Origin of the sequence: Spirosoma arboris (genome assembly GCF_009754945.1) — a bacterium.
Taxonomy (GTDB): domain Bacteria; phylum Bacteroidota; class Bacteroidia; order Cytophagales; family Spirosomataceae; genus Spirosoma; species Spirosoma arboris.
The window spans coordinates 39,039-57,643 of record NZ_WPIN01000011.1 but is presented as its reverse complement, the minus strand read 5'-3'; the positions used below and the strand labels follow the sequence as shown (position 1 = coordinate 57,643).

Below are 18,605 nucleotides of genomic sequence, written 5' to 3'. Positions count from 1 at the left end.
TTCAACTATGACCGCGGTCCGCAAGAACGATATTTTGTTTGATGATTTTTCAATCCTGACAAAACTAATCGGCCCAAAAGAACTGATTGCCCCATCTATCAATACCAATTGCGATTGTTCAGCTTACTATTCGACTGAAGACGATGAAGCCATTGATCCCCGTCAAATCACCGCATCTGTTGCTGCGGCCAATTGAGCCGGGATATTCCTTTGCTGTCAATTGTGCTTATCCACAATCGCTTCGCCTTCTAACAGAGGCTCAAGCCGATATTATAAAGGCCATTGATGGCCGCTCTACGGTCTCTGTATTGAGCGAGCGGCTAGACATTTCTCCGACCGTTTTGGAGGATTATTTTAAACTTCTCTCACAAACCGAAATTATTCGGTTTGATGACCAGTTCAGCAAGCCGGAAAAGCCAAGTTCCCCTCAATCGCTCAATTTCTGGATTCATACCACCAACCGCTGTAATCTGGTTTGTAGCTATTGCTACATATCGACCCTGAACACCACCGACGGTATGTCGGATAGCACTAAACAGCAATTGCTGGAGAAGGTGGTCGAAACAGTTATTAAGCGAAAGCTTAAACACATTAAATTCCGGCTGGCCGGTGGTGAGCCCTTAACCCAGTTCAAATCCTGGAAAGCGTTTATCCCTGAAATTCGCCAACAGTTACATGAACTAGGATGCCGCTTTGAGGCATCTTTCATTACCAATCTGACTATTCTAACCGATGAGATCATCACGTTTTGTGAGGAGCATGCTGTTAGCTTCGGTATTTCACTAGATGGTGTCGAAGCTTACAATGATGCCAGTAGATCATTCAAACAGGGTACAGGCACATTTAAACGCATTGATCGGAATTTAAGAACGTTATTAGCTCATCACATTCCAGTAGCGGTTAACACCGTCGTCACTAACCAGAATCTGAAGGGACTACCCGAGTTGACCCGCTATTTAATCGATCTGGATGTGCCGTTTCGCTATTCAATTGTCAAAGGCGAAGCACTTGATGCAGAGCTTTTAGAAAGCAATCTTCTGGCATCCTACGCCCTCATGGAAGAAGCCATTCAGACCGGCTGGCAATTCTCTCATCGGCATCAATTCTGTGATCTCAAGCCTCATGAATTAGGGTTTCAGACGTGTGCATCTGGATTTTCCGGGGGAGCTATTTATGTCGATGGCACCCTCAATTACTGCCATGTCCACTTTGGCGACGAGCACCAATCGTCCCACTCTATCTTCAACCCTGACTTAGACTTGGTCGATATGATTGAGCAGGGCAGTCATGAAGAGGAGAATCGGTCGAATGACTGTAAATCTTGTCGATACAATGCGGTCTGTACCAGTGGTTGTCCCGTCTATAGGTTGAACGGCAAAGATCCTCAATGCAGCCTCTATCACCGAATCATTCCGTTACTGTATGATCTTCAGGCTAAAGAACGGTTGAAACGACTCCGGGATTTTAAGATGCTTTAACTCCTGCTCGGTATCCTCTCGTTCTAGACTTAACCAGGAAAGGTCAGGCTGACAATGATGGGTGATATGACGGTGGTTATTTCAGTGTTGGCATTAATAGGCTTGTTTTGGCAGGTGTATTTGCAGCGAACCCATAATGAAAAATCCCTCAAGCCATTAGGACAAATTGATTTGGAAGACCGCCAGGGTCATATCTATGTTCGAGTCACGAACAATGGCTTAGGGCCGATGATTATTGATCGGCTCATTTTTCAAAAAGATGATAAAGCATATACGTCTATCGAAGATTGCCTAGAATTAGATAGTCGATCTTACACAAGGATTAGCGTAAATGAGTCCGTGCGAAAAGTTATTCTACCCACTTCATTCCTGACAATTTTTGATGCCTCTCTTGCTCCCCAGGAGAGCGAAGAGGCATTGAACCGTGTCCGTGATCAGTTAAACCCGATTACTCTGAAAGTAGAGTTTCACGACATATACGATAATAAAATGGCCGTTGAACGCGGTTTTCAGTGGTTTTCAAGGCATGAGATCAAAGAAGCTATGTAATCGTTTTAGATATGGTTACTTGGCTTCAATTCGCTTTTTCCAATAATCTGTCTTGAATCAATGCATCTTTCATCGAATAGGGATAAAGGCGAGCTAAGGAGCTATAATAAATTCAAATAAGGCTACTTAGGCTTTGGTGTAAGAGTACTTAAGCCAAGAGCTTCCCAACGCTGATTCAATAATGTCAGCGTTCTAGGCTGCCATCTTTTGTTTAAAGGTGTAGGGATTTTTTGATCATTGAGAAAATTGGCAGCCTCTCTAAAAGATTTAAATGTTTCATGAACGGTAACTTCATTTATTATACTATGTATGTTTCTCGCATATTCGTCTGCATTTTCTTGTCTTTTTTGTCTTCCTCTTTTCATGAAAATATTACTATCTTTAATATCTTTTATAACACTAGCCATAGTGTTTGATATTTCAAGACTAGCAAGTGGGCTATCACTGGTATAAAAGCGAAATTTTGGATTTTTAACTGCGTTAGCAATATTAAATCCATCAATTTCCTTCTTGTTTCTGATTGCTTCTAGTATTTCATTAGTAGGCAACGTAAACTTTCTGTATTTCTTTATACCCATATCTGCTAGCATTGCTTTGCATAATTTTTCTTCCCGAAGTTTTTTACTCAAGATAAGCTCCTCAATAATTGACAGACTTTTATCAACAGGCTTGTTTTTTTGAGCTTCTTGCTCTTTCTGTTCAAGCTCCTTTAACCAGACCGTATCGAGCTTATTATAAAGATCAGAGCTTTCAAGAGAATATTTAGCTTGTAAGGAACTCGGAAAATGCGCCATATTCTGTTAAGTTAGTATACTCTACTGATACATTGTCAGCAAGTCAAAATTACAAATTATTTACAAGATTACTGATTTAAGCGTTTATATAGCATGTAATGAAACGACTGTTAAATTATATATAGAATTTAATGTTAAAAAATATATAACAAATTTTTTTTTGGATTTGTAAAACAGCGTCTTTAGCTTTGTATCGCGACTGAACCAAAGGTGTGAACTGAACATTCGGGAACCTTGACTCCAATCGAGTCTAGGATTTGAGATTGGCATGTAGGGAAGAAGTTCCGTATGTCAAGATGTTTATCAATGTAAGACCAGATAAAATTCATCATGAATAATGTAGCTGCCTATATATCATCATTCGACCCACACACCGTGTGTGCTGTTCCTGTTCCAGCCACTCACGGAAACAGTCTACATTATCATGTTCATGGAGGAATGAATGTGAAATATAATACTAGCTAGCCCCTGCATGAGTAGCAGAACGCTAAAGGCGGGGGCTAAAACCTCCGCCTTTTTTATTGAAGAAACTAAACTAACTGATCATACGAACATGCATCACTCTCACGATAACCAAAATTTCAGGCTTTTCAAAGAGCTGCTTTCATCCAGCCTGTTTGCACTGAATAGCGAATTGGAATCATTTCGCGCGATGAACAAACTGAAAGCCCGCGTCAAAAAACTACGTGGTCAGTGGCCAGAACTCAGTGTAACAATTGAAAAAGAACTCGGTGAGTTGGGCCACATAACTCGATACACTTACCTCCAAATAGAAGATTTTATTGTCGAATTAAACGAGATAAAGAAAATTCTAATCGGTTATGGTCTCCACCAGTGGGCAAATAAGGCTTCCCGATTAATGAATAATCTGGACGAGATGTTACAGCAAAACTCTCACCTGTTTTTATCAACCGAGCGGGCACTTCGGCAAAGCGGATATATAAAATATCTATATGATGATAACGACCGCTATTACAACGATGTCTTAGGAGTAAGAACATCAATCGGCAAGATTGTTATTCAGTTAACGGAAGACGGCTTAATCATAAAAACCTCGGGGAAGCGATATAAGCAACTACGAGTGAAGTCTAAGATGAAAAATGACACACTATAGAACCCTTTTAAGCACAAAAACAGACCGATAACACCGGTCTGTTTTTGTGCTTTTATTCACCAAGGTCGTTGCTCCCAACCTTGGTAACATAATATCAAAGAAACAGGAAATCGCACATAATCAAAACATTTTTAACTGTAGCGTATGTTACGAACCATCACAGATAATTATAAGGCGATATTTTTTGGCGGGTAGGCGGGTGCTTAGAAAAAGTGTATGGGGATTAGTCTTACAATGGAGTTTTTGCCAAAACCTTAGCTTATTGGTCGATTGACTTTGAGAAAGCCTTGCGGCCTGAATCAACCCAAGGGTTTGTGCCCGTTGCCAAGTGCTAGGTAGTCGAACTCATGATTTCTTGGACCAATTACTTTCGCCGAATCATCAAACACTACGAGTATACACTATTACCTTCGGTTAGTTGGCTGTATTTGGCTAATATTCATCTGTTGCTTTAGCGACTCTAGCCTCATTACAAAATATAATTCCTAAATACCTTCTTAGACTTTTTTTCAAAAGCTGCTGAGAACATTTCAGTTTATACAGAAACGCGCCAGGCACGTGTCACCTGGTGCGCTTCTGTATTTAGCCAGCACAATCCGAATTCCCTTGCAAATGAGCAGACTAGAGTTGTATAAACAGATCTAAGAATGGTATAAGTAGAAAAAGCATACATTTTTATTTCGGACTCCATTTTCAGATTGGATTCAACGTGTTATAGGAGTTATTCGCTTTCTATTTAACGCAAATTTTTTATTAAGCCCTTAAAATTATCCTTGTAAATTTAATATATCGTGTTATAATTGCAAGGATGATAACGCGTGAAGCCCAGATTGAAATCGCTCAACTCCTGGAGGAGTTTCCAGCCGTGGCCGTCCTTGGCCCCCGACAGGTCGGCAAAACAACGCTGGCGGAAACAATTGCAACCGCTATCAATCCCGATCCGATCTATCTTGATCTAGAAAGCCCAACAGATCAGGCCAAACTGCGTGAACCCGAAGCGTATTTTGAGCTGCATAAGGGACAACTCATCATTCTGGATGAAATTCAGCGTGTCCCCGAGTTGTTTGCCATTTTGCGCGGTGTCATCGACCGACGACGCAGACAGGGATACAAAACAGGGCAATTTCTCATTTTGGGATCAGCATCGCTTGATCTATTAAAACAGGCATCTGAATCCCTGGCCGGTCGCATAGCCTATAAGGAACTATCGGGTTTGACCGCTACGGAAATCATCGCCCCAAAGTCTGGTGATCAGAACCGGCTATGGTTGCGTGGCGGATTTCCCGACAGCTTTTTAGCCAAAACCGATCCGGCCAGTCTTCGCTGGCGGCTCAACTTTATTAATACCTATTTAGAGCGGGATGTGCCGCAATTTGGCCCTCGCATTCCAGCGACTACTTTACGGCTTTTGTGGACAATGTTGGCCCACAATCAAGGTGCTCAACTGAACATGGCCCAACTAGGAGCCAGTCTTGGTATTACCATACCCACGACCAAACGGTATATCGAACTGCTGGAAGATCTGTTACTGATCCGCCATTTGCGTCCGTGGTCTGGCAACGTCGGCAAACGGCTGGTCAAAGCACCTAAAGTTTATATTCGTGATAGTGGCATTACTCATGCCTTACTCAACCTGACAAGTATGGATGATCTGCTAGGTCATCCGGTGGTGGGAGCCAGTTGGGAGGGGTTTGTGGTGGAAAACCTGTTATCCAGCTTGCCCCCCGGTGTCACACCGTGGTTTTATCGGACATCGGCAGGCGCGGAAATTGATCTCGTTATTGAACGGAACACGCAACAGAAATACGCAATCGAGATCAGGCGTTCGATGGCTCCCGTCCTGTCCAAAGGGTTTTATCTGGGTTGCGAAGACATTGGCGCGGCCAAACGATTTCTGGTTTATCCAGGCCAAGAACGCTATCTGATTTCCAAAGGTGTGATGGCGATCTCTCTGGTCGATATGATGCAGGAGCTCCACAATATTCAGTAGGTCAGTCGTTTCGTCAGCCCTCAAAGCGGCTACTCATAATTGTAGAAGTAATATTGTACAATTATATCTAAAGGGGATATAGGTAGGAGTTTATTTTGGACCAAAATGGTAATTGATAATCAGTGGATTATAATCTTTGTTTGTATTCTGCTCGAAATCGGGAATTGAACTGGGGACTAGGCTTGAAAAGTTTATCTCAGTTGCAAGCGCTTCAGTAGGTTAGTCCAAGAATTTGAATCCCTGCTCAAGGATTAGGCCCACTCATTATTGACCGGATCATGTTCAGCAAGAGTGATACTATATAGTCTAGTATTTTGGATTGTATTGATCTGTCAGCCAAGTCATTTATGCATGATTCAAGTGATGATATAGTGGAAAGAGTCGTTTTGCCTAATTCGTATTTAACGACCTTCGAGGCCACCCTAGAACAAGGAGAAAGTGAAGCTATTTTGGATGAAGTGCGAAAGCAGTTTGCCCTATTACTTTAAAGGTGGAAGGGCGAGACATTTGCAACAATAAAATCATGCTTGAGCCAAGCTTTCGTTGATTTATTCGTTATAGGTAGCTGAGCGCTATTGAGTAATATTTGCAGTGGTGAATCAAATGTAAAAGCGAAATGAGGATGGCGGTTCAGTAGGGTTATTTTCACCGTATTCCGACATGATACCACCAACTTGCCGCGAGAAGAATAAAGTTACTGGTTGGCCGCCAGTAATACTAGATGTATTCCAATTCATGCGTGAAAGAGACATGATATCACTTGCAGTGCGGTAAATGTCAAAAGGTTGGTCACTTCGAATTTCTAATGGCCTTGGAATATGTGGGCCTGGATAAGTTCCTAAGGATGGCATAAAGCCAGTGTTAAATAGGTAGTAAGCGCTTTCGTTCACTGTACAAAGTGTACCCCGCTTCGGTGGATAGCTGCCGTAATTAACTAGTCTGAAATCCGTATGCATTAAGTTAATTAACTCTACTACCGGAATATTCTTAAAAGCTTGCCGAAAACCGTTGATTTCGTCATCGTTATACCAAGAAGATTTATGAATGACCATTCGTAGTGGATATCCCCCCGTTCGGTCGTGGTATTCAGAAAGTATCCGTTGACCCATATAGAATGCCTGCTCTTCAGACAAATGAACGTCACGTTTCTGTGCTTTTTCAGGAGGAATACTTACGCCACGTAGAGCGAAACCTTCACCTTCAGAAGAAAATCCTTGAGCAATGCATGATTTAACTAAGTGGCGAAGATTGGTTTTTAAATGATAAAAGCTAATGCCAACGAAACACGTTTCAGGTCCTTCGCTACGCAGGCGCCAAGGAATTCCGCCAGCTTTATAATAGATTGATACACAAAGATGCCAAGCTCGAGTAGCGGGATCCTGACCATTTACCGCGTCTAATAAGGCTCGATCAGTTACAATTTGTATAGGTATCCGTTCTGCCATTGCTTTGGCTTTTAACGCACGCCGAAAGTCTCGCCTTTCTAAATCTTCGGAAATCTCTTCAACAGGTTCATCAAATAATGATAACTGTCCAGAGGCCTGCTTCTTTTTCAGAGCTTCTAAGGCTTTCTTTTCTTGAGCTGTAAGCGTGTTTTGTATGCTCCAACAACGATCGACTACTTCGTCTGGCAAGCAACAGATAATGACATCTGGAGAGCCAATTTCTGAAGTTGCTAACTTTTTAAACCCAGCTGCATATAAAGATAAAATGTCTTCAAAACACTTTTTTTGGCTTTTTTCGCTTAAGGCACCGGCGAGTTTATCTTCATTTAGATCGACTGTCCATTGAGAACTCAATTTCAATTCTGAACGAAATATCGCTTGGAATCCTGGAAAATCTGGATATTGAACAGAGTTAGACATTCCTGAGCTTAGCATCCCACGGCACCGTGAGAACCAAGTTACAGCCCGCTGATTCATAAGCGATGGTCCAACAATTCCCAAACGAATTTCAGTTCGATGCGCAGCTCCAAATAACAAGTCAAATGGACCGGCATTTATTAAACCAGTTTTGGGATCAGTAAACGGGCCGGGTCCACCAAATTCTAATTGTGGTTCAGGTATTTCAGATATATCAATAGTGATGGACATGAATTTGGGGTTAGTCATCTATGGCTGAATTCTGATCAGCTTCCTCATCTGCATATTGGCTGAGCAGTTCATCAAGTTCTCCAATTTCTTCCCAGTCGATTTCAGTACCTGTCTGACGTAGGTCAACGGCAACTTCATTAATAGTTGTGACAGGCATTTGGGATGAAAAGGTAAGAGCTAGTTCAGCATTAGCATCCCCTTGTGGATCCGAAGGGTCAGTCGGTATAGAAAAGATAGGTATATCGAACGAACCTCGATTACCGCCAGAAATAACCCAGGACCAGAAAAATAGATCATTTAAGACGGCACTATTATAATCACGAGAAGCTCGTTTAGTTGATAATTTCCCAACTCTTTCTGGTGCTAAAAGGCGCTTTAATCCATCTACGGTAAAAACATAGCCAGGAGTTATTAGTACCCCCCATGTATTACCAAACTTTTTCATCTTGTAGGAAAATGCTTTATGCTCCCAATACTTTATCCGTATGCCATCAGATGCCAGCATAGGTTTGGCAACAGTTCGCGATGCTCGCTTGATTCGCGCCTGATAAGAAATGATACGTGCGTTTTCATCAAACTTAGGAAAGTAAGCCCGATTACGGCTAGCGTCTACAACTAATCCTTTCGAATAGAGATGAGTTATAAATATTTTATTAAATAAATATACCAAGTCACGCTCACCTACTACTTCTTCAAACTCTAGAGTGGACATTATCTCCACTGTGCCCGTCTGTATAACTTTTTTTAAATAATTATTTTTCTGACTTAAATCAGCGAATGAGAATATTCGATTTGATTTAAGTAAAAATGGGGGCACTGGGTTTTCGCCAAGCTCGACAAAAATATCTTTAGCCCAACCAAACAATGATTGGGCATGGTAGACAAAAGGTGGATAAGATAATAACTCAAAAATGTTCCCTGCATACCTCGTAGAGCCAACGCTTGTTGGTAATGCAGTATTAGTTTCTGCATCAACGACTTCAGGCCTTGACCATATAGTTACCTCGAACGAGGCATTATCATCACTAGGGCCAAAATGAACTGAACCGTTATTCAAATGAACTAATTGAAATACATCTTGAAGACCAGAGCCTTTCTTCTCCATAGCTCCAGCTCCATAAAACAGATCAGCAATAACAGGGTTGCGATAACCTTTGATACCTCGTTTTCCTTTTGCAATTTCTAGTTCTATACTTTCATTAGAATCTACTTGTTTTAGTACTTCGTCGACTAAACCGCCAGAATTTACAATCTTGATTTTATCGGAATACACTTCAATAACTGTTTGTCTATCAGACTCGTAATCACGGTGCACAATAGCATTGACGATAAGTTCTTTTAAAGCTACAGGTGGATATGGAAGCACTGTTTCAGAAACCTCCCCTTTAAGTATATATGGCTTATTGATTAACGAAAGAATATCATTAATTGCATTTAATTGTACCCAAAGATTTCCATCAACGACTTGCTCGTAAATTTCTCCAAACGATTCCCGACTATCCTCTTCGCCTTCATTTAAAATATTTTTGAGCCAAATATTATTACCAATAAATCGAATTCTTATTTGGCTGGCAGGAATGTAACGTTGCGGTTCTTTAGCAAAAAGGAGTAAGCCTGAGGCATTGACCCAAATTTCCCCATTAGATGTTTTACTGAGCAAATTCAGATGTAATTGCTGGCTCATAAGCCAGTCTCTTGTAATACTATCAGGTACATATGTCTTAAGTGCTTTACAATACTGTATTAAGCGCTCCCGTAAGATGGCATTAGCTAAATCTTCGTCCTGCCACTTTCTGACAGGTGTCATATCATAAGTTGGAGGGGCTTGATTAGTATTTACTCGACTTGATTTAGTTTCAGAGTCTATTGAAGATATACCATCTGCTTGTATTTTTCCTAGAAGCTCATTCTCAAATAGCTCATCAAATCCATCAATCTGAATAAATTGAAAATTACTACCAATACAATTAATCAAACTCTTAAGAAGGGGAGGGCTTTTATCTGGGGGACTATCTCTACGAATACACCAGAAGATACCATGCCGATAATTATTCGCGTATTGGGCATTTTCAAGTAACAAATGTTCCATGACAGATTTCTCAGCTCCACGATAACCTGCAACAATCAATGGGCGGTCGCGCAACAAATAGAAAATCTCCCGCACAAGCCTCTCATCTAAACGTCCTACTTCTTCTAGCGTATTCCTATCATTGTAGTTTTCAACCGCGCCATGAATATAGATAAGCTGTGGCCGGGTTGGAACCGTCGAAATCTTTGTGTAATCTGACTCCGTTTTTATTACATCAATATAATGTGGCCGACGAATATTATTTTTGGCAACCAATAAGCAATCATCAAAATTGGTTGTAAGAACCGTTTTGAAATTATTGCTATGTAATAATTCTGCTAATGCAAAATAGCCTTGACTGGGTGGAACATCAGGATTAATCATATCCAACAAAAAACTAGTTCTTTCCTCCCTAGGTATCAAGAGGTGTTTGACTAGAAGCGGATATAAATCTGGTTCGGATTTATCCGCTTGGAACCATGATTTCTCCTGCAACCATGGCCACCAGTCACTTCGGCTTAATGGATACTTATGAATGTTTATATTCTTTTCTCTGGCATAAGCCCATTTAGCAATTTGGCTTACACATTCTCCTGCCAAGGGTATACCCGATTTAACTGATGCTCCTGCTCCAAGCAGTAATACAGGTCTAGGTTTATCACTATGACGAACAATTGGCAGTAGACTGGCAGTAGGATTAGAAATTATATAACTCACTCTGCGTGGCTAGATAAGATGTTTAAGGTACGAATTTAAATAATTTAAAGATTTTATAACACTCATACTTAAACTCATTGCTTCAGAATCTGCTCAAAGAGTCGTTACATTTCATCCAGCCCGTATTTTGCGTGGAGTATCGGCCCTAAGCTTCACAAGTTTGTTTCATTCATAGGGTGGTCAAGCGTTTCCGACAAAATAACACGACAGATTCTGGGTCTACCCAACGATATCAGCTTCGGGTATTTGATGCTGTGCGATAGGTTGTAAAAGGTAATAGTTCTTTGGGTGTCAAATAAGGAACTAACCTAAAAAGAATAACAATGAAAAATAATTCTTTTGAACTACATTGCCCGTGCCGACGTAAGACTGATGTGATCGACTGTATCTGGATTCAGAAACTTCACTCGCTTAGCTTATTAGCGGGAAGTTTTTTGCTGAGTGATACCTTTCAACAGTTACGTATTTATATCATCGGCTGCATCTGGTTCAGCAGTCGGCTCGTTACTCGAATAAGATGCAAAAAGCACTACGGCTGATGAATATCTTTCCCCTTTTGACTATTATAATGAGCAACTTCAACATGTTTGACCTCCCCCCAGAAAAGCGTTCCAGTATAAAGTAGAGAAAATCGGGCAATTGTATTATCTTAAAACAACCAGACAATTGCCATGAAGAAAACCAAGTTCACCGAAGCCCAAATCGTCTTTGCTCTCAAGCAAGCTTAGACCGGAGTGGCCGTGGCCGAAGTATGTCGAAAAATGGGCATCAGCGAGGCTACCTTTTACAATTGGAAAAAGAAATATGGTGGCTTGGGTGTTGCAGAGCTCCGACGATTACATCAGTTGGAAGAAGAAAACCGTCAGTTGAAACAGCTAGTGGCCGACTTAAGTCTGGACAAACAAATGCTTCAGGATGTGCTTAAAAAAAGCTTTAAGGCCAGTCCAGCAGAGAAAACAGGCCTCAAGTTTAATGGAAAACTATCGCGTTTCGGCTCGTCGTGCATGCTCTGTAATTCAGTTTCGTCGATCCTCCTTGCAGTATAAGTCTCGTCGTCGAGATGACTCCGTGATCCGGAAACGGATTAAAGAAATTGCTCAAGTAAGGGTTCGGTACGGTTATCAGCGGATTTATGTGTTGCTGCGTAGAGAGGGCTGGCGTGACAACCATAAAAGGGTATATAGGGTATATTGTGAAGAAGGATTGCATCTCAGAAGCAAGCGGCCTCGCCGTAATCGAGCGGCTGCTCACCGGTTGGATCGCCCCCAACTCTCCAATATTCATCAGTGCTGGAGCATGGATTTTGTAGCCGACCAGCTTTTTGACGGGCGAAAAATCCGGGCTTTAACTATAGGCGATAATTATAGCCGACAGTGCCTAGCCATTCACGTCGGACAGTCCTTAAAAGCAGAAGATGTAGTAGCAGTGATGAATCACTTAAAAAGTGTAGATTTGGCTGTGCCCCAACGGATTCAAGTCGATAACGGGAGTGAATTTATTTCGAAGGCACTGGACTTATGGGCGTATGATAATGGAGTAACACTGGATTTTTCCAGGCCTGGTAAACCGACTGACAACCCGTTTATTGAATCATTCAATGGCAGTTTCAGAGACGAATGTTTAAATGCGCACTGGTTTTTATCGTTGGAAGATGCCCGCCAAAAAATTGAATACTGGCGGCAAGAATACAATAACTTCCGACCTCACAGCTCGCTGGGAGGTTTAACCCCGAATGAGGTTGGAAAGGGGAAGCAAAAACAAACAAATGAACGTCCGATCCTCAATCTTTGAGCGGAACACTTTTCAGGAGGGCCTCACAGGCGGCTTAAATTCTAGTCACAACTGGCTCACCGAACGGGGTAAGGACACGACCACTAAAACGTAGGCAGTAAATTCCAAGATGCCTCATCTAGTAGTTTATATTATCAATGAGTAAATCTAGTGATTCGAATCCCAGAAACCTACGGATAGTTTAGGTCTGGAGCCTGTTGCCAACCCAGCAAGCCATAATTGGCTTTAGCCCAGCGCTGCATGGCAGCAAAAGCATAAATACGTTTGAGGAGCATGAACACAAAAGGTAAGACAAATACCTACTCGAAAAGTTTAGGGCTTTCCCGTTACTGGTCTGGTTGTTGCCAACTATTATGTAGAAAGTCAGGCAAATACAGTAATTTGGCGTACAGGGAACTGCGGATGTAATTGGATTGGTTTGGTCATCAACCCTTTAATATTCAAGGGTTCCTATTTATGCCTACCCCTTAATAGCTGCTAAATATAAGGTGAAAGCTAATCGCTGAGGTTTATATTGATAAGCAATTGGGGGCTTAGACTGGCTCGTTTACACAAAGTCAGGATTAATTTCTTTCAGCTGATAATAATCTTTGTAGATAGCGGTTATAGTGCTGATTTGAAACACTTGTCAAGGAAACCTATAATTGGTTTGTGGACGTGATTCGTAAGCCGTTCGGAATCAAGATGTTTGTATTGTTCCCCAAACGTGGAGCATGGAATGAAACTTTGCTTGGCTGACCCATCAGCGTCGATTAAGTGTTGACGATAGCGATCGGTGAAGGCCTTAGAAGCCATCATATAGTTGCCAATGATTCGCATTATAGTTTTTGAAAATATTTTTTAGCTACTCAATGTTTCGTAGTTACGGGCTTCTGGTTGCGTTTATTGTACTGGCCATCGTCGGTTGCCTTATGTTGCCCGGTCTGTCAATGCAATTGACTCCCTCGACGGGTGGTCGTTCACTTTCCCTTAGCTATACTTGGCCGGGTGCTGCTCCAGAGGTTTTAGAACAGCAGGTAACGTCCCGGCTAGAAGGGGTGCTCGCCACACTGGAAGGTGTAAAAAAAATCAGTTCGGTATCAGGCTATAATGGAAGTAATATTACTCTTGAACTCGACCGTACTACTGATTTGGATGCTACTCGTTTTGAGGTAGCCGCCTTAATCAGACAGGTATATCCGCAACTTCCCCATGAAGTGAGTTATCCGGAATTAAGTCTAAACAGCCCCAGAGAACACGAGCGAACCAAACCGCTAATAATACTTCAGCTAAGTGGCCCGGACTCTCCTGGTACCCTACAACGCTACGCCAACGAACAAATAAAACCCCTACTGGCTGCTGTGTCAGATGTGGGCAATGTGTCCGTTTATGGCGGTACCCGCTCAGAATGGTTACTTACCTATAATGCCGATGTCCTTCCAGTGTTGCAACTGACAGAAGCCGATTTACAACGTGCTATAACGAAGTATTTCCAGCGCGAACCATTGGGGCAACTTCGTCAGACAACCGGTCGTATCCTGCGCGTCGGACTGGATAATACAGAGGTTGATGCCAATTGCTGGCGGAAAATTCCGGTGGCAAATAGGGCAGGACGGATAATTTATCTGAGTGATCTAGTCAGTTCAGTCCGACAGGAGCCACCAGCTAATCAGTTTTACCGCATTAATGGCAAAACGGCTATCAACATTGTGATGTCGGCCGCGAGAGGATCTAATCAAATCCGAGTAGCCACTGCATTGCACCGACAAATTGCTACTCTAACGTTACCCCCCAATTATCGACTTGATATCGCCTACGACACTACGACTTACATTCGCGAGAACCTTCAACAAATTGGAGTTCAGACGAGTGTATCAACAATGTTCCTATTGCTATTTGTGGCTTTAACAACTCGAAGCCGAAACTATATTACGCTCATTATTAGTAGCACTGTCGTGACGCTACTTCTGTCATTACTAGTTTTTGTGTGGTTCAAAGTGGAAATTCACCTCTACTCACTGGCTGCCCTCACCGCTTCATTAGGTATTGTGATGGACAACGTAATTGTGATGATTGACCATTACCAACGGTACCGTGATGGGAAGGTATTTACGGCGCTATTAGGGGCAACATTGACTACATATGTAGGCCTGGCGATCGTTTGGTTTCTGCCAGAAGAAAACCGCCAAGCACTGACCGACTTTGCGCTTGTAATGGCTATCACATTATCTGTTTCGTTTTTCGTATCGATGGGGTTTGTACCAGTAATAATAGAAAGGTTTTGGGGGGAGATAAGAGGGGCGGGGAGGGAGCTAAAGGTGAGGAACAGGCGTATTCGGAGGGTACTTTGGATGGAGCGACAGTATAGACGATTACTGACGGGGCTGCTTCGATTTCGGGGGCTTGCCCTAACGGGAGCGGTGTTGCTCTTCGGCTTGCCAGTATTCTGGTTGCCAGTCACAGTAGAGACAAATAATTCTCTGGCTCCATACTACAATACCGTGCTTGGGAATAACTGGTATGTCGAGTATTTAAAGCCAATGGTAGATAAATGGCTGGGAGGAACATTGCGTCTGTTTATCAATAACGTTCATGAAGGATCGTATCAGCGAGAAGCCGATCGGACGATTTTATACATCATTTTGGAATTACCCAATCAGAGTACGCCTGAACAGATGGATGCCATATTCCGTCGATTCGAGAAAGAGTTTAGCCAGTATGGGGAGATAGATAAGTTTATTACCCAGATCAATAGTGGACAGGAAGGCATCCTGACGGTTTATTTTCGAGAGCCATATGCTAATGGTATTTTTCCGTACCAGATAAAAAATCGGGCTATTCTACTTTCGACCGAAATGAGCGGGGTTGATTGGGATATTTTTGGTGTAGGGCAGGGATTTAGCCAAAAGCTTGGCGCGGAAGAAACACCTACCTTCAGCATTGAAATGTTTGGCTATAATTATCGGCAGCTGGAAGTTCAAGCTAGTGTGCTGGCTCGGCAACTCGAAAAGCACCCACGCGTTCAATCTGTCAATACCAACCGGAGCCCCAGTTTATTTCAACAGAAGAGTCTGTATGAATTTCAGCTCCGTGTAAACCCCGAAGCATTAGCCTTAAATGGCATCGGTACAACCGCCCTATATAACCGGCTAGCCGACTATAACGCCCGCCCTCAACCTGACTTGTATGCTTTTATGAATGGAGACTATGGAGCTATCAAACTGGTGCCCGCCCAAAGCTGCACTACCGATATCTGGATGTTACAACACCAACTGATAAAGATTGGTACGTCCAATTTTAAACTTGCTGAGACGAGTACAGTTGTCCGCCAAAAAGTGATTCCTGAAATCCATAAGCAAGATCAACAATATCGGCGGATTGTGAGTTTCGAGTATTTGGGAAGTTATAATTTCGGCCAAAAATTCCTAGCTAAAACCCTAGAAGAATTTCGTCCCAAACTACCACTTGGCTATACCGTCAAAGCGATGGACCGTTATTGGTTTGGCACCGATGAAAGCACCCCTTACGAGTTAATAGGCTTGGCCGTACTGTTGATATATATTATCTGTGCTGTTGTTTTTGAGAGCTTATGGCAACCTATGGCCCTAATTGGATTGATTCCTTTGTCATATATCGGAGTTTTTTTAGCTTTTTACTGGACCGACAGTAATTTTGATCAGGGCGGCTTTACTAGTCTTATATTACTATCGGGCAACGTCGTTTGTGTGGGTATTTTTGTTGTGGCCGAGATGAACCATATACGTAACAGGTTTTTGCATTTGTCAAGTATAAGAACTTACCAAAAAGCGTTCCGACATAAAATAGGGCCCGTGCTGATGACTATTTTATCAACAGTCATAGGCATGATTCCGTTTCTGCTTTTTGGGCAGGAGCCGTTCTGGTATGCATTAGGTGTCGGTACTATTGGCGGACTGCTAATGTCATTACTGGCTGTGGGTATTTATCTACCACTTTTTTTGCTGAGAAAACGTTTTGAGTAGCTACTTTTAAAGTTAAAGGTACTACCTAAATATTGTACAGGTTTTTCAAACTACTTGACATGCTAAGAAAATAAATGAACAGCCAAACCTAAAGAGCAACCAAACTTCACCCTTCATAAAATTCATCATTTCCTTTAGTTAGAATATAGTTTGGAGATTAAAAAGCCTAGGTGTATTGAGTGATTAGGTTATTCCACGCGTAGCAGCATGAAGCGGGTAGTCTCGAAAATAGACCTGGAAGGGAATCTGATTGGTCAAGCCCTGGTGCGGACGATGGTGATTATAAGCCATCTCCCACAACTTGAGCTGGTACTTCCGCTCTTCAGAACTACTGAAGCGCAGTTGAGTGAACAACTCGTCTTTATCCGTCCGGTTACTGCGTTCGATGAACCCATTACGCCAAGGCTTGCCTTTCTGGATCAACGCATGGATGCGACCACTCTCCTCGACGGTTTTAATAAAACTGGTTTTGCGCTTAGGGTGAGCCGTATACTTCATAGTAAAGCTCATAGCGTTGTCGGTGAAAGTGATGAAAAAGGGGGCAACAAATCGAAGGCACGTTGATAAATGCCTGCAATCGTTTGGCTGCCATAGTTGTCATCAATTTCGGAGTACTTGATACGGGTCGATAGATGAATGATCGAAATTTTATACTCAAAACCCGCATTGTCCTCAATAGCAGGCAGCCGGTTGCTAACTCATCTACATATGCCCACTAGTTATTATACCCTATTACGGTTAATCCGGCGATGGCAACCGGTAAGTTTAAAACACCTCGTGCTTTAGGAGTTGATGACTGGGCGGTACGGAAAACCAAGACATATGGTACGATTTTAGTCGATTTGGATCGACATCAACCCATTGATTTATTGGAAGGGCGGACTGCGGAAGGAATGCGCGATTGGCTGAAAACCCATCCAGGTGTAGAAGTGATTACCGCAACGGCGGCCCGGAAGAGATCGTTCGAGTGAGTATGCTCGGGGAGCGCGTGAGGGAGCTCCACAAGCTATGCAAGTGGCCGATCGATGACATTTGTTGCAAAACCTGGAGCAAGTTGTAGAAAGGATACTAACCAGTTGCTATCAACAACTATGGAAGCTGTTGCCAGTATCTGAAGCCAGTCCAACAACTCAACCGGCAACAGATCGACTTAACTATGTGATGCGGGATTATTCAAAAAATGAAATGGAAGCTCGTTTGGCTGGCCGGGAAAGACGCTTAGGCTACTTTAATAAAGTACAGCAGTTGCGCCAAGCAGGGCTTTCTATTTCTAAGATTAGTCGGCAACTGGCCATGAATCGTAGTACTGTTTGTCGGTATGCCTACGCCGAATCCTTTCCCGAACGAATCCGGCGACCAACCGGACGCAGCATGCTGACTCCTTTCTGGACTACTTGGAAAATCGCTATCAGCAGGGCTGTCGTAACGCTCAACAGTTGTGGCGAGAACTTTGTCAGCAGGGCTATCCGGGTGCTCACAATCAGGTAAGTAAATGGTTGAGTAGACGTCCTAATGAGCCGGTGCCAATGACTCAAAAACAGGCCGTAATCAACTCGCTACTCTCTCATCAACCAGTTGTTGAGTTACCCAGTGCTCAACAACTTGCTTGGCTAATGGTACGCCCAATCTGCTTCCTGGAACAGACTGATCGACAAATCCTGCGCTACGTTTGTCAGGACTGAGTCCATCATGGTTCGAACTCGCCAGGCGGTTTTATTAGACGATTGGTTGGCCCATTGTCAAAATTGTTCAGCCGTGTTACTCCAGCAGTTTGGACTTCGTTTTCAACAGGACTATGCGGCCGTTCGAGCAGCCTTGGCCACCGCCTGGAGCAATGGTCAAACCGAAGGGCAAGTGACCAGACTAAAGCTCATTAAGAGGCAGATGTATGGACGAGCCAAACTGGACTTGTTACGGCAACGAGTACTTTATCAATACTGAACCACACAAAGTGCGTAAGAGCCAACTTATCGGGAACACTATAGTATTTGGTTTGACTCAACCTTGGGTTAGCCGAACCCTGAAGAAATA

General features: G+C 42.7%; 14 protein-coding genes and 1 pseudogene. 11 read left to right on the top strand and 4 right to left on the bottom strand.

Annotated elements, in window-relative coordinates; translation table 11 throughout:
* Positions 1-7: 7 nt before the first annotated feature.
* From GO755_RS25565 to GO755_RS25555, 3 genes are read left to right on the top strand one after another with little or no spacing between them, the layout of a single operon-like run.
* Positions 8-196, top strand: coding sequence for a hypothetical protein (locus GO755_RS25565; protein ID WP_157588148.1), 189 nt, complete (start codon positions 8-10; stop codon positions 194-196).
* A complete protein-coding gene (locus GO755_RS25560) occupies positions 144-1,478 on the top strand; it encodes a radical SAM/SPASM domain-containing protein (protein WP_157588147.1) in 1,335 nt (444 codons plus the stop codon). The genes GO755_RS25565 and GO755_RS25560 overlap by 53 nt, the downstream gene beginning before the upstream one ends.
* A gap of 54 nt (positions 1,479-1,532) precedes the next feature.
* The gene (locus GO755_RS25555; protein WP_227687082.1) at positions 1,533-2,027 is read left to right on the top strand and encodes a hypothetical protein; all 495 of its coding nucleotides are present in this window, start codon (positions 1,533-1,535) and stop codon (positions 2,025-2,027) included.
* Between the two features lie 122 nt (positions 2,028-2,149).
* Here GO755_RS25555 and GO755_RS25550 read toward each other — a convergent pair whose 3' ends face one another.
* Positions 2,150-2,821 (bottom strand): hypothetical protein, encoded by a 672-nt coding sequence (locus GO755_RS25550; protein ID WP_157588146.1) that lies wholly within the window; start codon positions 2,819-2,821, stop codon positions 2,150-2,152.
* A gap of 553 nt (positions 2,822-3,374) precedes the next feature.
* Between GO755_RS25550 and GO755_RS25545 the strand changes: the two genes are divergently transcribed.
* The gene (locus GO755_RS25545) at positions 3,375-3,935 is read left to right on the top strand and encodes a hypothetical protein (RefSeq protein ID WP_198174930.1); all 561 of its coding nucleotides are present in this window, start codon (positions 3,375-3,377) and stop codon (positions 3,933-3,935) included.
* 808 nt (positions 3,936-4,743) lie between these two features.
* Positions 4,744-5,925: an ATP-binding protein gene (locus GO755_RS25540; protein WP_157588144.1), complete on the top strand. Its 1,182-nt coding sequence runs from the start codon at positions 4,744-4,746 to the stop codon at positions 5,923-5,925.
* Positions 5,926-6,524: 599 nt separating this feature from the next.
* Here the strand turns inward: GO755_RS25540 and GO755_RS25535 are convergent.
* Positions 6,525-8,018 (bottom strand): argonaute/piwi family protein, encoded by a 1,494-nt coding sequence (locus GO755_RS25535; RefSeq protein WP_157588143.1) that lies wholly within the window; start codon positions 8,016-8,018, stop codon positions 6,525-6,527.
* Between the two features lie 10 nt (positions 8,019-8,028).
* Positions 8,029-10,803 (bottom strand): ATP-binding protein, encoded by a 2,775-nt coding sequence (locus GO755_RS25530; protein WP_157588142.1) that lies wholly within the window; start codon positions 10,801-10,803, stop codon positions 8,029-8,031.
* Positions 10,804-11,474: 671 nt separating this feature from the next.
* On the opposite strand from GO755_RS25530, the pseudogene GO755_RS25525 reads away from it, so the two are divergent.
* Both GO755_RS25525 and GO755_RS25520 read left to right on the top strand, forming a co-directional pair.
* Positions 11,475-12,594 (top strand): annotated as a pseudogene (locus GO755_RS25525) (IS3 family transposase).
* An 851-nt stretch (positions 12,595-13,445) separates the two neighbouring features.
* Positions 13,446-16,574: an efflux RND transporter permease subunit gene (locus GO755_RS25520; protein WP_157588141.1), complete on the top strand. Its 3,129-nt coding sequence runs from the start codon at positions 13,446-13,448 to the stop codon at positions 16,572-16,574.
* Between the two features lie 183 nt (positions 16,575-16,757).
* Here GO755_RS25520 and GO755_RS25515 read toward each other — a convergent pair whose 3' ends face one another.
* Positions 16,758-17,084: an integrase core domain-containing protein gene (locus GO755_RS25515; RefSeq protein ID WP_157588140.1), complete on the bottom strand. Its 327-nt coding sequence runs from the start codon at positions 17,082-17,084 to the stop codon at positions 16,758-16,760.
* 239 nt (positions 17,085-17,323) lie between these two features.
* Between GO755_RS25515 and GO755_RS25510 the strand changes: the two genes are divergently transcribed.
* The 4 genes from GO755_RS25510 (at position 17,324) to GO755_RS41550 (ending at position 18,515) form a co-directional block, all read left to right on the top strand.
* On the top strand, positions 17,324-17,545 hold the full coding sequence (locus tag GO755_RS25510) for a transposase (RefSeq protein WP_157588139.1): 222 nt from the start codon (positions 17,324-17,326) through the stop codon (positions 17,543-17,545).
* A 130-nt stretch (positions 17,546-17,675) separates the two neighbouring features.
* The gene (locus tag GO755_RS25505; RefSeq protein WP_157588138.1) at positions 17,676-18,062 is read left to right on the top strand and encodes a hypothetical protein; all 387 of its coding nucleotides are present in this window, start codon (positions 17,676-17,678) and stop codon (positions 18,060-18,062) included.
* Positions 18,063-18,100: 38 nt separating this feature from the next.
* Positions 18,101-18,256, top strand: a complete 156-nt coding sequence (locus tag GO755_RS25500; RefSeq protein ID WP_157588137.1) for a hypothetical protein — start codon at positions 18,101-18,103, stop codon at positions 18,254-18,256.
* 7 nt (positions 18,257-18,263) lie between these two features.
* A complete protein-coding gene (locus GO755_RS41550; protein ID WP_227687081.1) occupies positions 18,264-18,515 on the top strand; it encodes a transposase in 252 nt (83 codons plus the stop codon).
* Positions 18,516-18,605 lie beyond the last annotated feature (90 nt).